This is a genomic window from Zoogloea sp. GW822-FHT05C07 (genome assembly GCF_058800215.1).
This window is the reverse complement of sequence record NZ_CM179510.1, coordinates 1875070-1889018: the sequence shown is the minus strand read 5'-3', so window position 1 is coordinate 1889018 and position 13949 is coordinate 1875070. Positions and strand designations below refer to the sequence as shown.

Here is a 13949-nt window from a genome sequence, read left to right as displayed (position 1 = left end):
CGCCGGTCTGGCGCGGGGCCGTTTTTCCGTGCATTGGCGAGCGGGCCCTGTCCCCGGCGCAGTCGAAGGTAAGAAGTTCAAGAACATGCTGTTTCAAGCCCTGAAGGACATTCGCTGGACCTCGCTGGCCTGCTTGTGCGTGCTCGGCGGATGTACGGCGGTGGGGCCCAATTACAAGTCTCCGGAGCTGTCGGCGGCCGACGTGCCGAACAAATGGACGTCCCGCTCGGACGTGCCGGCGCCGGCATCCGTGAAGGGCGCCGGGGTGAAGGACATGCCGGTCAACTGGTGGGCGGAGCTGTCCGACCCGGTGCTCGACCACATGGTGGACAAGGCCTTTGCGAGCAGCCCGACGCTGGAGGCGGCAATGGCCAAGCTCAACCAGTCCCGCTCGCTGACCGGGCAGGCCAACGCGGCGGCCTCGCCGACGGTGGATGGTTCCAGCGGCGTGCAGGCCTCCGGTGCGTCGAACAGCAGGACGTTCACGCAGTCTTGGCTGTCGATGAATTCCTCCTGGGAGATCGATCTCTTCGGCTCGGTGCGCCGCGGCCGGGAAGGGGCGCTGGCGCGCGAAGCGGCGCAGGCGGCGACGCTGGCCGACGCGCGGGTCAGCCTTGCCGCCGACGTTGCGGACGCCTATCTGAGCTACCGGGCCTGCCAGTCCTACGCGGCGCTCAGCGAGCAGGACGTGGCCTCGCGGGAAGCCACCGCGCGGCTGACCGAGGCCAGCGTGAAGGAAGGTTTCACCGCGCCCTACCAGGCCATCCGCAGCACCGCCTCGGTGGCCGAGGCGCGCACCCAGTTGGCGGCGACGCGGGCCCAGTGCGAGCGCCTGGAGAACCAGCTGACGCGCCTGACCGGCATTCCGCGGCCCGAGCTGATGTTGGCGATGGCCGACAAACCGACCGGGCTGGAACGCCTGCCGGTGCCCAAACACTTCGACATTTCCATCCCCCGCGACGCGCTGATGCAGCGGCCGGACGTGCGTTCCGCCGAGCGCAGCCTGGCGGCGGCGTCGGCGGACATCGGCCTGGCCGAGGCGGATCGTTACCCGCGCCTGACCCTCAATGGGGATTTCGGCTTCACGGCGAACAAAAGCGGTGGCAGCGGCAGCGTGTCCTTCGGCTCGTGGTCCTTCGGGCCGTCGGTGAGCCTGCCGATCTTTGACGGCGGGCGGCGCAAGGCGGCGGTGGAGTTGGCCAAATCCCGCTACGACGAGGCGCTGGCCGACTACAAGGCGCGGATCCGCCAGGCCATCCAGGAGATGGAGGACGCCCTGACCCGGTATGCGGCGGCCCACGAAAGGGCGGAAAATGCGCGTATTTCCGGCAGCGAGTACCAGCGCTTCTTCGAATCCGTCGAGGTCCGCTTCCGCGAGGGGGCCAGCAATCTGCTCGAGCTAGAGGATGCCCGGCGCTCCATGCTCACGGCCCAGCAAACCTATCTGAGCGTCCAGCAGGAGCGTCTGCAGGCGTGGATCGCGCTGAACCGGGCGACCGGGGGCGGGGCGCACTATGCGTCGGCGGCCGACCCGGCCCACCGCACCGTGGCGGCCGATGCACCGGCTCCGAATTGAGGTTCCAATCTTGTCTTTCGCGAATCAATCCTTCCTGAAGAAATGCACCGTCTCGGCGCTGGCGCTGGCCACGCCGATGGCTTTGATGCTCGGTTCGGCGTCGTTCTCGAGCGCCGAGCAGGCGGTGGCGTCCCAGTCCGCAAATCCTGCCCCGCCGGCCAAGGTCGCACCTGCCGCCCCGGTGGTGGTTGCGCCGCCGCCCCCACCGCCGGCGCCACGTGTGGTGTCCTGCCTGCATCCCAAGTCAGCCGTGTGGCCCGACCTGATCCGCGCCAGCGGCAACGTGATGCCGTGGCAGGAGACGCGCATCGGTGCCGAAGTGGGCGGGCTGCGCCTGTCCAGCGTGATGGTGAATGTCGGCGATCAGGTCAAGAAGGGGCAGGTGCTGGCGCGCCTGGATACGGCCACGGTGGAAACCGATATCGACGCAGCCAAGGCCCAGGTGGCCGAGGCCGAGGCGACGCTGGCCCAGGCGGTCGCCACGCTGGAGCGCGGCAAACGCCTGGCGCCGTCGGGCGGCGTCAGCCAGCAGGAGCTGACCCTCTACGAAACCCAGAAGCACACCGCCGACGCCCGTGTGAACGCCGCGCGGGCGCAGGAAAGGCGCCAGCAGCTGCGCATGCAGTACGCGACGCTGGTGGCGCCGGATGACGGCCTGATCTCGGCCAGCTTCGCCGCCGAAGGCACCATCGTGCAGGCCGGCAGCGAGTTGTTCCGCATGATCCGCCAGGGGCGCCTGGAGTGGCGCGCCGAAGTGAAGGGCGAACTGCTCGGCAAGCTGGCGCGCGGGCAGGACGTGACCGTCGACAGCCCCCTCGGGCCCGACGTGAAGGGCCACATCCGCCTGGTGTCGCCGACCATCGACCTGACGAGCCGCAACGGCCTGGTCTATGTGGATCTGCCTGCGGATACCGATCTCAAGGCCGGGCTGAACGTCTCCGGCAGCATCCTGCTGGGCCGCCACAAGGTACTCGCCGTGCCGGTCGCTGCGGTGCAGCGCCAGAAGGGCAGCGCGCGGGTGTTGATCGTCGATGCGGACAACAAGATCCAGGCGGTCGAAGTCGGTGTCGGCCGGACCAAGGATGACTGGATCGAGATCACGTCCGGGCTCGATGAGCGCAGCCGCGTCGTGACCAAGCCCCAGGGCGAGCTCCATGTCGGCGACGTGGTCAAGCCGGTGTCCGATGATCAGGCTTAGAATCACGCCTTCGCAATCAATCCTCCGGCGTTTGCCCGCGTTCCGTGCGGGAATCGACGCCATCTTCGTGGCCCGGGGCCTGTTTCTGGCAGCTCAGGCGGCCCGCACCTAAACGCTTGCACAAGAAGTCCATGCCTTATCGTCACATCCTTCCAGGCCTGGCGCTGGCCGTCTCCCTTGGCGCCCAAGCCGCTACGCATGAAGCCGCACATCACGCGGCAACCCCCGCCACCAAGAGTGCTGCGGCCAGCAAGGCTGCACCGAAGAAGGCGGCCGTGAAGCCCGCTGCCCACAAGGAGCACAAGGAAAAGGCGTCCCCGCCCGTCGCCAGGAAGAGTATTCCGGCGCCGGCCCCGGCGATTCCGCCGGAAGTCGTCCGGCGGATGACCGAACTGGAAAACGCCAATCGGCAACTGGAGAGTCGCGTCGAGGAACTGGGCCGTCAGGTCGGTGGCCTCAGCCAGGCCCACTCCGAGCTGAAGCGCGCCCATGCGGCGTCGGCAACCCCGGCCATGCAGCCGGCCTCGCCGGTGCCGATCATCGGCTCGCTGGTGGCCAGCGTGTTCGGTGGTTTGTTCGGCTTTTTCGGTGCGCGCCTGGGGCGCGGCCTGAAGCTCCCGGCCAGGCCAAAGGCCGCGGACAAGAAGCCTGTGCCGTCCAAGGCCCAGGTGGCCGCGCGCATGGAGTCGACCGGCGAGCGCATCGAACCAGTGTTGATGTAGGTCGTCTGCCCGGGCTCTTGTGACCCGGGCTGCGCCGATTTGGGCGCCCGTGTGTCCGAAGCGGCTGCGCCGGGGGCGGCTGGGGGCTTATTCCGCGTGGGCGGAACTGCTGCGCTTGCGATCCTGCATGTAGGGGCTGCAGGCGGCGTCCGACACCAGCAGGTGATGCGTCGTCCAGTCTTCCATGACGCTCAACAGCCCGCTGCGGTCGAGATTCCCGGCCATGGCCTTCATCAGCAGGTCGAGGATCCGTTCGCTGAACGCGGCGTGTTCCTTCTGATGCGCCTCGAGCGTCGGGCAGCCGTTGCGGCGCAGGAGGGCTTCCTCGGTATGAAAATGCCTGGCGGCCAGCGTGGCCAGGTTATTGAGCAGGGTGTGAAACTCGCTCGAGTTGCCGCCACGGCTCTCGTCGAAGCGGCTCATCGCTTCGCGGGCGAGGGTCAGTATCTCCTGGTGCTGCTGGTCGATGATCTTGTTTCCGGTGATCAATCCCGGTCTGACGATTTCCATTTTTCTGTCCCCTTATTTGTTTTGGTATGTCTCATTCTTCCACGTGAGGATACATGGATACAAATCCATGGGGAGGATGGATTTGTATCGAAAATGGACAGTTTGGGTATGGAAGCGTTGTTTCACCAATCCTTCGTGGCGACGATGGCCTGGCACTTCGGGCAGCCTTCCCACGGCAGGCAGTCGCAGTCGAGTTCGAAGTAGCGCACCCCGACCTTCACCATAGCCGATGCCGTGGCGGGTTTGCTGCGAGGGGTGGGCTTGGATGGCGGCGCTGCTGCGGCGTCCCCGGGTGCGGGAAGCCAGCGGGCGAAGGCGGCCAGATCCTCGGTGTCCTTCACGTACCAGGTCTTGTTGACCGGGTCCCAGCGCGCGCCAAGGCGCTTGGCATCGTCCTTTTCGGCAAATGGTACTTGGAGGTTGGTGCGCATTGGCGTGGGTCCTTGTCTGTGATCCGGGTTGCCTGGCCTGGTGGATTGCCAAAGATTCTGTGGTCACGGTCGGCGCTTCCGGGTCGGCATCTTTTCTCCATCGATTGTACGTCCTCGCATCAGCCGGGCTGCATTCCGACTGATATTTCATGGTCGAATTGAATTCAGTGTTCAAAAAATTCCGCACTTTTGTTGCACTCTGAATTCAGAGTTTGTATAGTCGCTAAAAAACGGCCGTACCCAAAAGGAGAACAGCCCAGTGCCGCAGGTGGCGTCAGGGCTTGACATGGAGACATCGGAATGAACGCGAAAGACTGCAGTTGCGCCTGCTCGAGTCAGGCCTTGGGAAATGAAGATCGCCGCAGGGTCCTCCGTCTGGCTGCCGGTGGATTGGTGGCCGGCTTGACGTTGGCCGGGCGGAGCGCCCACGCGGGCCAGGGAAGTGTGGTTGCACGAGTGGTCCCTGGCGACCTGCTGGTGGAAGACGATGCCGACGGCGAGCCGACGCCGCTCAAGGTGGCGGATCTCAAGCCGGGCAAGCCGCTGCTGGCCTTCCCTTTCGATGCTGCCAAGAAGCAACCCCGCTCCGAGACGCGATTGAACAAGGTGGTGCTGATCCGCTTCGCCGAGTCGGAGCTGGATGCCAGGCTGAAAGCCGTTTCCGCAGGCGGCGTGCTGGCCTTTTCCTCCGTGTGTACCCACAACGGTTGTGACGTGAAGACCTGGATGGCCAAGGAGCAAGTGCTCGCCTGCTTCTGCCACGGTTCCAAGTTCTCTCCGACCCAGGCTGGCGCCGTGATGGGCGGACCTGCGCCGCGGCCCTTGCCCTTGCTTCCCCTTTCCCTCAAGGGCGACACCCTCGTCGTTGCTGGCGATTTCACCGCACCTCCCGGTTACGCGCCGGCGGGCTGACACCCTCAGATTTTTCGCACTGGCGGCCACCAAGAAGCCGCTCTAATCACAACTGGAGACAAACAAATGAAGCGAATCGTGACGCGCCTGGCTGTCGGTACGGCCTGTGTTATGTCATCGGCATTGGCGGTGGCGGCCCTTGGCGATTACCGGCCAGTGACGGATGCCCGGCTGAGCAACCCGGAGCCGGCCAACTGGTTGCAGTATCGCGGCAACTATGCGGGTTGGGGCTACAGCCCCCTGGCATCGATCACCGACGCCAACGTCGGCAAGCTGACCCTGGCCTGGGCTTTCGCCACCGGCCAGACCGAGGGCCATCAGTCGCCCCCGATCGTCAACAACGGCTATATGTTCGTCACGACGCCGGGCGCTCAGGTAATCGCGCTCGATGCCAAGTCGGGCAAGGAGCTCTGGCGCTACAAGAAGGAGCTGCCAGCCGAGCTGCTGCAACTGCATCCGACCAACCGGGGGGTGGCCCTGTACGGTGACAAGGTCTATGTCGCCACTGTCGATGCCTATCTGGTGGCACTGGACGCCAAGACCGGCAAGGAAGTGTGGAAGAAGGCGGTGGGCGACTGGAAGGCGCTCAACTACGTCACCCTAGCGCCGCTGGCCGCCAAGGGCAAGATCATGATCGGCTCCTCGGGCGGCGAAACCGGCGTCCGTGGCTTCGTCGCTGCCTACGATGCGGAAACCGGTACGGAAGCCTGGCGTACCTACACGACGGCGGCCCCGGGTGAGCCGGGCGGCGATACCTGGCCGGAAGGCGCCTACAAGAACGGTGGTGGCAGCATCTGGGTGACCGGCTCCTACGATTCCAAGACCAACCTGGCCTACTGGGGCACCGGCAACCCGGCGCCGTGGCCGACCGAAGGTCGCAAGGGCGACAACCTCTACACCGGCTCGACCATCGTGCTCGACGTGGATACCGGCAAGCTGCAGGGCCACTTCCAGTACAACCCGAACGATGCCTGGGACTGGGACGAAGTCTCCGCCCCGCTGCTGATCGACCAGGAAGTCAAGGGTAAGAAGCGCCAACTGGCGGTGCATGCCGGCCGCAACGGCTACCTGTGGGTGCTCGAACGCAATGGCCAGAAGCTGAACTTCGTCGATGCCTACCCGTTCGTGAACAACAACACGATCAAGTCCATCGATCCGAAGACCGGCCGTTCGACCTATTTCGAGAATCGTCGTCCGGGCGTGGGCAAGGGCGATGTGCATTTCTGCCCGTCCCTGTGGGGCGGCAAGGACTGGACGCCGGAGGCCTACAACCCGCAGACCGGCCTGCTCTACGTGCCGGCCAACAACAACCTGTGCGCGGAGCTGCCTGAGCCGGAGCCGACCAAGTACAAGAAGGGTGACCTGTACATCGGTTACCCGATCGAGGCGATCCTGACCGGCCTGCGTTGGGCCAAGGGTAGCGATACGGCGCCCAAGACCATCGGGGAAATCCAGGCCTGGGACCTTAAGACGGGCAAGCAGGTGTGGACGCATAAGTTCCCGACCTTCAACTGGGGCCCGCTGCTGACTACTGGCGGCAATCTCCTCTTCGCCGGCGGTACCAACGACCGCATGTTCCGCGCCTTCAATGCCAAGACCGGCGAGAAGCTGTGGGAAGCTGCCACGCCGTCGGGTGTCACTGGCGTGCCGACGACCTTCGAGGTGGATGGTGAGCAGTACATCGCCGTGCAGTCCGGCTGGGGTGTGGATTCCCAGCGCATGCAGGGCGGCATCGACCGCCTGCTGGGTGAAAAGACCAACGTTCCGCAGGGCGGCACCGTGATGGTCTACAAGCTCTCGAAGTAAGCCTCTAACTCCGTCGGCCCGGCGTCACGCCGGGCCATCCTGGATCGTGTTCATGGGCCCTGTGCCCAGGTGTCGTTACGCCCGGAGGTAATCCAAAATGAATAAAGTCTGTCTCAACTACATCGACAACCAGTTCGTCGGCGCGCTCGGCGGCGGTCAGATCGAAGTCCGTAACCCAGCCACCCATGAAGTCCTTGGCAGTGTTCCCGACTCCACCCAGGAAGATGTGGATCGTGCCGTCGAGGCGGCCCGTCGCGCCCAGCCGGCCTGGGAAAGGCTGCCCGCGATCCAGCGTGCCACCCACCTGCGCAAGATCGCCAATAAGATCCGCGACAACAAGGAGCGCCTGGCCCAGACCATCACCCAGGAGCAGGGCAAGATCCTCGACCTGGCGCGCGTCGAGGTGGACTTCACTGCCAACTATATCGACTACATGGCCGAATGGGCGCGCCGCATCGAGGGCGAGATCGTGCAGAGCGATCGTCCGGGCGAGACAATCTTCGTGCATCGCAAGCCCATCGGTGTGGTGGCCGGCATCCTGCCGTGGAATTTCCCGTTCTTCCTGATCGCCCGCAAGCTGGCGCCGGCGCTCGTCACCGGCAACACCATCGTGATCAAGTCCAGCGAGGAAACCCCGCTGAACGCCTATGAGTTCGCACAACTCGTGGCGGAGTGCGACCTGCCCGCCGGCGTGTTCAACCTGGTGAGCGGTGGCGGCAAGACCGGCGCGATGCTGTCCTCCCACAAGGATGTCGGCCTGGTCACCTTCACTGGCAGCGTCGATACCGGCATCCGCATCATGGAAGCCGCCGCGCGCAACCTGACCCGCGTCAATCTGGAACTGGGTGGCAAGGCGCCGGCCATCGTGCTGAACGATGCCGACCTGGATCTGACCGCCCGCGCCCTGCATGCCTCCCGCGTGCTCAACACCGGGCAAGTCTGCAATGCCGCCGAGCGCGTCTATGTGCAGCGTGGCGTGGCCCAGGCGCTGGCCGAGAAGGTTACGGCGCTGATGGCCGAGACGCGCTACGGCAACCCGATGAGCGAGACCGACCTGCATATGGGCCCGTTGGTGAACCGCATCGGTCTGGACAAGGTCGCGGCCCTCGTTGAAAGCGCCCGTCAGCAAGGTGCCGAAGTGCTGACCGGTGGCAAGGTGGCCGATCGTGCCGGCTTCCACTTCGAGCCAACCGTGCTCGTCGGCTGCACTTCCAGCATGGACGTGATGAGAAAGGAAATCTTTGGACCGGTCCTGCCGATCCAGATCGTCGAGGACCTGGACGAGGCCCTGGCGCTGGCCAACGACTCCGAGTACGGCCTGACCTCCTCCATCTTCACCCGCGATCTGAACGCCGCGATGAAGGCCACTGCGGAGCTGCGCTTCGGCGAGACATACATCAATCGCGAGCACTTCGAGGCCATGCAGGGCTTCCACGCCGGCCGCCGCAAGTCCGGTATCGGCGGGGCCGACGGCAAGCACGGTTTGTACGAGTTCACCGAAACCCACGTGGTCTATCTGCAGACCCACTGATCCGCATTGCTGCCAGGTCCCAGCGCAGCAATTCCAAAGCCGTATCCAGCACCAGCCAGCCCGGGCGATCGCATGCCGATCGCCCGTCAGGGCGGTGTTGTCCCAAATTTTTGGCAGAGAACCACAGAGGAGACACAAGAAATGGCAAATCACATCAACAACAAGCAGCGCAAGTCGAAGGCCCTGCTGAAGGGCGCTGTACTGGTCGCCCTGGCCGCCATCGGCACCGCCGCCAACGCGCAGGTCGATCGTCGCTTCATCAGCCCCCACGAGTACGCCCTGCCGGTGGACTTCAAGCCGTTCAACATCTTCGTGCAGTACGCGACGCTGCAAAACACGCGCGATGTGTGGGATTCCGGCAGCCACAAGAATCGTTCCGCCAACAGCTCCGACACCATGGTCGGCCTGACCAAGTATGTCCGCCTGTGGACCCCGGAATTCAGCTCCAAGGTGGGCCTGGCCTGGGAAGTGATCGTTCCTGAAGTGGGTGTCCGCGACAAGACTGCGCGTACCTCCACCGGTGGCATGGGCGACCCGATCACCGGTTTCGCCGCCTGGTACAAACCGGCGGACAACTGGACCCTGGGTACCGACCTGTTCGTGTCCGTGCCGGTGGGTGACAAGGCGGTCGGCGGCGGTGATCGCTGGGATGTGCTGGGTTCCATCTTCTGGGATGCCCAGTTCGACAAGGTCAACTACGTCGGCAACTTCGGTTACCACTTCAATGGCGATTCGGTGACCGGTTCGCGTCCGGCCGACTACTGGCACCTGAACAACCGTCTGGGCTACCGCGCCACCGGCCTGCTCGAGCCGTACATCGGCCTGGATTATCAGAACAACCAGTCCGTCAATGGCAATCCGGGCGGTCATGAAACCGCTGCTGTGTTCGGGGTCATGTTCCACACCTATGACCATTCCTCCATCGCCGTGCATTACTCCAAGGGTATCGAGGGCTCCAACGCCCCGGTCTCCAACAACCTCAACGTGAAGTTCGCTTACGTCTTCTGATCGATTGTTTTAGCCGGGCCGGTCGTCTCTCCTGACCGGCCCATTCCGCAGGGCTCCTCTTGGAGCTCTGCGGACCCCGATTTTCTGGGAAGGCGTCGTGAACGCCTGGTGATTCTTCTTCTCCGGAAACCTCCCTTCTTCCACCGGAGCGGGCGCCTTCCCTTTCCTTATTCGAATAGCGATGACCAGCAAGACGAGCATAACGATCGGTATCCCGAGGACGTTCCGTCCCGGGGAACGCCGCCTCCCGTTGACCCCGGAGGTGGCCGGCAAGTACCGGCAGTTGGGCGCGCGGGTGCTCATGCAGCGTGGCGCCGGACAGACAGCCCATTTTGCCGACGAAGCCTTTGCCGGCATCGATCTGGTCGATACGGCGGCGCAGTTGTACGCGGAGTCGGATGTCCTTCTGTGCATCCAGCCGCCCGCTGTTGACGTACTGCAAACGATGAAGCCGAGCAGCGTGCTGATCGGCAGCCTGCAGTCCTGGAATGATGCCTCGCGCGTCGGCGAACTGGCACGGCGCGGGCTGACGAGCTTTGCAATGGAGCTGTTGCCGCGTATCAGCCGCGCCCAGAGCATGGACGTGCTGTCCAGCCAGGCCGCGGTGGCTGGTTACGAATGCGCACTGATCGCCGCCGACCATTGCCCGAAGTTCTTTCCGATGCTGACCTATGCGGCAGGCACGATCCGGCCGGCCAAGGTGCTGGTCATCGGCGCCGGCGTCGCCGGCCTGCAGGCCATGGCGACCGCCCGCCGTCTCGGCGCGATGGTGTCCGGCTACGACGTACGGCCGGAGACCCGCGAGCAGATCGAATCCCTGGGTGCCCGCTTCGTGGACGCCGGCGTTACCGCCAGCGGCGCCGGCGGCTATGCACGGGAGTTGTCGGCAGACGAGGTGCGTCTGCAGCGGGAAAGGCTCACCAAGGCGATTGCCGATTGTGATGCGTTGATCACCACCGCCGCCGTGCCCGGCAAGCGGGCGCCGCTGATCGTCGATGTCGACATGCTGCGCGCCATGCGTCCCGGTGCGGTGGTCGTCGACCTGGCGGCGGAAAGCGGCGGCAACGTGGCCGGCACGCAGCCGGGTGAAAAGATCCGGGTCGGCGAGGTGCTGCTCATCGGCCCGATCGACATCGCCAGCCGCATGCCGGTGCATGCATCTGAAATGTATGCACGCAACCTGTTCAATTTCCTGTCCCCGCTGATCAAGGATGGTGAGCTGGTGCTCGACTGGAATGACGAAGTGGTCGCGGGGACCTGCCTGACCCATGACGGCGAGATCCGTCATGAAGGAGTACGGCGGGCGCATGGCCTTTGCCTTTGATATGGGAGCGTTGTCTTGGAAGGCTTGATTGCAGTTTATATATTCATGTTGGCGGCATTCACCGGTTATGAGGTCATCTCCAAGGTGCCGGTGATCCTGCATACCCCGTTGATGTCCGGTTCCAACTTCGTGCACGGTGTGGTGCTGGTCGGCGGCATGATCGCGTTGGGCGAGGCCCATGGGCCGCTCGAGCAGGCCATTGGCTTCATCGCCGTGCTGCTGGGGGCGGCGAATGCCGCCGGCGGCTACGTGGTGACCGAGCGCATGCTGGGAATGTTCAAGGGCAGGGGAGAGCGCTCATGAGCACGCTGCCCTTGATCGAGGCGAGCTATTTTGCGTCGACGGTGCTGTTCATCCTGGGTCTCAAGGGGATGAGCTCGCCGGTCCGGGCCCGGCGCGGCATCGTCTGGGCCGGCGCCGGCATGCTGCTGGCGACGCTCGCCACCTTCCTGTGGCCGGGCATGTCGAACTATGGGTTGATCATCCTGGCCATTGCGCTGGGGGGTAGCTCGGCATGGATCTCCGGCAAGAAGGTGGCGATGACCGACATGCCGCAGATGGTGGCCATCTACAACGGCCTCGGCGGTGGCGCGGCGGCAGCCATTGCGCTGCTGGAGTTCTATCGCGGCGGGCTCAGTGCGCCCTCGGTGACGCTGCTGGCGACCTTCGGCGCCTTGATCGGCGCGGTGTCCTTCTCCGGCTCCGTCGTGGCCTGGGCCAAGCTGCGTGGGAGCCTAAACAGCGCGATCCGACTGCCGGGGCAGAACGGCATCAATGTTGGCCTGGCCTTATTAGCGGGTGGCCTCGGGGCTGCCATCATGCTCTATCCAGATCTCCGGCCCCTGCTGGTCATGGGCTTCTTCCTGGTGGCGCTGCTGCTCGGCGTCGTTGTCACGCTGCCCATCGGCGGGGCGGACATGCCGGTGGTGATTTCCTTGTTCAACGCCTTCACCGGACTGGCCGTGGGCTTCGAAGGTTATGTGCTGGGCAATCCGGCGCTGATCGTCGCCGGCATCGTCGTCGGTGCCGCTGGCACCCTGCTGACCCAGCTAATGGCCAAGGCCATGAACCGTCCTCTCGCCAACGTGCTGTTCGTGCCGGTGGCGGGGGGCGACGGTGAGGCCGTCAGTGGTGAGCAGAAGCCGGTTTCCGCAATGGATGCGGCCTCACTGATGAGCTACGCGCAGAAAGTCATCATCGTGCCGGGCTACGGCATGGCGGTGGCGGGCGCCCAGCACAAGGTGTGGGAGATGTCGGAGCTGCTGGAAGAGGCCGGTGTCGAGGTGGTGTTCGCCATCCACCCGGTGGCGGGCCGCATGCCGGGGCATATGAACGTGCTGCTGGCCGAGGCGGGCGTGCCCTACGAGAAGATCCTCGATCTTGAGGAGGTCAACGGTGACTTCGCCCAGGCCGACGTGGCGCTGGTGATCGGTGCCAACGACGTGGTCAATCCGTCGGCACGAACCGACAAGTCCAGCCCGATCTACGGCATGCCCATCCTCAACGCCGACCACGCGCGCAACGTCATCGTCGTGAAGCGGGGCAAGGGGACGGGCTACTCCGGTATCGACAACGCCTTGTTCTACGGCGACAACACGCGCCTGCTCTATGGTTCCGCCCAGCAGGCGGTAGCCGAGATGATCCAGCAGATCAAGCTGCTCGCGCAGTAAGGGCAGGGCGCCTGTCGCCCGCCTGTTCTTCCCGGCCTGAAGTCGATGCCGCCGGTCTGCTCAAGAGGAGCGGGCCGGCGGCATCGTGCATTTGGGCGCCCATTTCAGCGGCGGCGACGCATTGCAGGAGCTTCGCCGGAGTCCGGACACATGATGGGCAAAACAGATATTGACAAACTCTGAATTCAAAATACACTGACCATGTCTTTAAGAATTCTGAATTCAGAGTTTTGCCCGGGGAAGTCGATCATCTGATCCTGGCGATGTCCCGGAAAGTCCGCGCACGGACCACGGCGCGAAAAATACTATACGAGGAGACAAGACATGGCCACTTTCACCCGCAGGCAGTTTCTGGCCGCCGCAAGCATCGCTGCCGGAGCCGCGGCCCTGAGCCGCCCGGTGCTGGCGCAGACCGGCAAGGCGCCCGAGTTCAAGCTGAAACTCGGCACCGATCTCCCGATGACGCACTCGGTGAATGTGCGCCTGAAGGAGGCCATCGATGCGATCACCGCCGAGACCCACGGGCGCGTGGCCATCCAGCTGTTTCCCAACAACCAGCTGGGCAGCGACTCGGACATGATGTCGCAGATCCGCTCTGGCGCGCTCGAAATGGCCACCTTCCCGGGCACCGTGATGTCCACGCTGATCCCGGTTACTGCGATCACCGGCGTCGGTTTCGCCTTCTCCGGCTACGACAAGGTCTGGGCGGCGATGGACGGCGCGCTGGGCAAGCACATCCGCCAGGGGATCGAGAAGGTCAACCTGGTGCCCTTCGATACCGTCTGGGACAACGGCTTCCGCCAGATCACCAGCAGCACGCGCCCGATCCGCACGCCGGAGGATCTGCGCAACTTCAAGATCCGCGTGCCGGTGGTGCCGCTGTGGGTGTCGATGTTCAAGGCCGTCGATGCCGCGCCGGTCAGCCTGCCGCTCAGCGAGGCCTATCAGGCGCTGCAGACCAAGGTTGCCGACGGCCAGGAAAACGCGCTGGCGACTGATCGAGTCGGCCAAGTTCTACGAAGTCCAGAAATACTGCTCCCTCAGCAACCACGCGTGGAGCGAGTTCTGGTTCGTCGCCAACGGCCGCGTCTGGAAGTCCCTTCCGGCGGACGTCCAGCAGGTCATCGCCAAGCACATCAACGCCGGGGCGCGGCGCCAGCGCGAGGACATGGCGCGGGCCGGCAACGAACTGCGCAAGGTGCTCGAAGGGCGCGGCCTGGTCTTCAATGATGTGGACACGATGGCTTTCCGCAAAGCCCTG

General features: G+C 64.6%; 12 protein-coding genes and 2 pseudogenes. 12 read left to right on the top strand and 2 right to left on the bottom strand.

Annotated features, from left to right (window positions below):
- Positions 1-85 precede the first annotated feature (85 nt).
- From AC3QL2_RS08980 to AC3QL2_RS08970, 3 genes are all read left to right on the top strand, one after another.
- The gene (locus tag AC3QL2_RS08980; RefSeq protein ID WP_493233189.1) at positions 86-1576 is read left to right on the top strand and encodes an efflux transporter outer membrane subunit; all 1491 of its coding nucleotides are present in this window, start codon (positions 86-88) and stop codon (positions 1574-1576) included.
- 10 nt (positions 1577-1586) lie between these two features.
- A complete protein-coding gene (locus AC3QL2_RS08975) occupies positions 1587-2774 on the top strand; it encodes an efflux RND transporter periplasmic adaptor subunit (protein ID WP_493233188.1) in 1188 nt (395 codons plus the stop codon).
- Between the two features lie 131 nt (positions 2775-2905).
- Positions 2906-3496: a hypothetical protein gene (locus tag AC3QL2_RS08970; protein WP_493233187.1), complete on the top strand. Its 591-nt coding sequence runs from the start codon at positions 2906-2908 to the stop codon at positions 3494-3496.
- Between the two features lie 87 nt (positions 3497-3583).
- On the opposite strand, the gene AC3QL2_RS08965 is transcribed toward AC3QL2_RS08970, so the two are convergent.
- Both AC3QL2_RS08965 and AC3QL2_RS08960 read right to left on the bottom strand, forming a co-directional pair.
- On the bottom strand, positions 3584-4006 hold the full coding sequence (locus AC3QL2_RS08965) for a bacteriohemerythrin (RefSeq protein WP_493233186.1): 423 nt from the start codon (positions 4004-4006) through the stop codon (positions 3584-3586).
- Positions 4007-4128: 122 nt separating this feature from the next.
- Positions 4129-4437, bottom strand: coding sequence for a DUF5710 domain-containing protein (locus AC3QL2_RS08960; RefSeq protein WP_493233185.1), 309 nt, complete (start codon positions 4435-4437; stop codon positions 4129-4131).
- 456 nt (positions 4438-4893) lie between these two features.
- Here AC3QL2_RS08960 and AC3QL2_RS08955 point away from each other — a divergent pair, with 456 nt between their 5' ends.
- From AC3QL2_RS08955 to AC3QL2_RS08915, 9 genes and pseudogenes are all read left to right on the top strand, one after another.
- Positions 4894-5349: a QcrA and Rieske domain-containing protein gene (locus tag AC3QL2_RS08955; protein ID WP_493233184.1), complete on the top strand. Its 456-nt coding sequence runs from the start codon at positions 4894-4896 to the stop codon at positions 5347-5349.
- 66 nt (positions 5350-5415) lie between these two features.
- Positions 5416-7155, top strand: a complete 1740-nt coding sequence (locus AC3QL2_RS08950) for a PQQ-dependent dehydrogenase, methanol/ethanol family (RefSeq protein ID WP_493233183.1) — start codon at positions 5416-5418, stop codon at positions 7153-7155.
- 97 nt (positions 7156-7252) lie between these two features.
- Entirely contained in the window at positions 7253-8686 is a 1434-nt protein-coding gene (gene aldA / locus AC3QL2_RS08945) for an aldehyde dehydrogenase (protein WP_493233182.1), read from the top strand.
- A 141-nt stretch (positions 8687-8827) separates the two neighbouring features.
- A complete protein-coding gene (locus AC3QL2_RS08940) occupies positions 8828-9694 on the top strand; it encodes a transporter (protein ID WP_374485122.1) in 867 nt (288 codons plus the stop codon).
- 181 nt (positions 9695-9875) lie between these two features.
- Positions 9876-11018 (top strand): NAD(P) transhydrogenase subunit alpha, encoded by a 1143-nt coding sequence (locus AC3QL2_RS08935; protein WP_493233181.1) that lies wholly within the window; start codon positions 9876-9878, stop codon positions 11016-11018.
- Positions 11019-11063: 45 nt separating this feature from the next.
- Positions 11064-11321, top strand: coding sequence for an NAD(P) transhydrogenase subunit alpha part 2 (locus AC3QL2_RS08930; RefSeq protein ID WP_493233180.1), 258 nt, complete (start codon positions 11064-11066; stop codon positions 11319-11321).
- The gene (locus AC3QL2_RS08925) at positions 11318-12688 is read left to right on the top strand and encodes an NAD(P)(+) transhydrogenase (Re/Si-specific) subunit beta (RefSeq protein WP_493233179.1); all 1371 of its coding nucleotides are present in this window, start codon (positions 11318-11320) and stop codon (positions 12686-12688) included. The genes AC3QL2_RS08930 and AC3QL2_RS08925 overlap by 4 nt, the downstream gene beginning before the upstream one ends.
- A 324-nt stretch (positions 12689-13012) precedes the next feature.
- Positions 13013-13624 (top strand): annotated as a pseudogene (locus AC3QL2_RS08920) (TRAP transporter substrate-binding protein); the annotation flags it as partial.
- Positions 13596-13892 (top strand): annotated as a pseudogene (locus AC3QL2_RS08915) (hypothetical protein); the annotation flags it as partial. The pseudogenes AC3QL2_RS08920 and AC3QL2_RS08915, both read left to right, overlap by 29 nt.
- Positions 13893-13949: the final 57 nt, after the last annotated feature.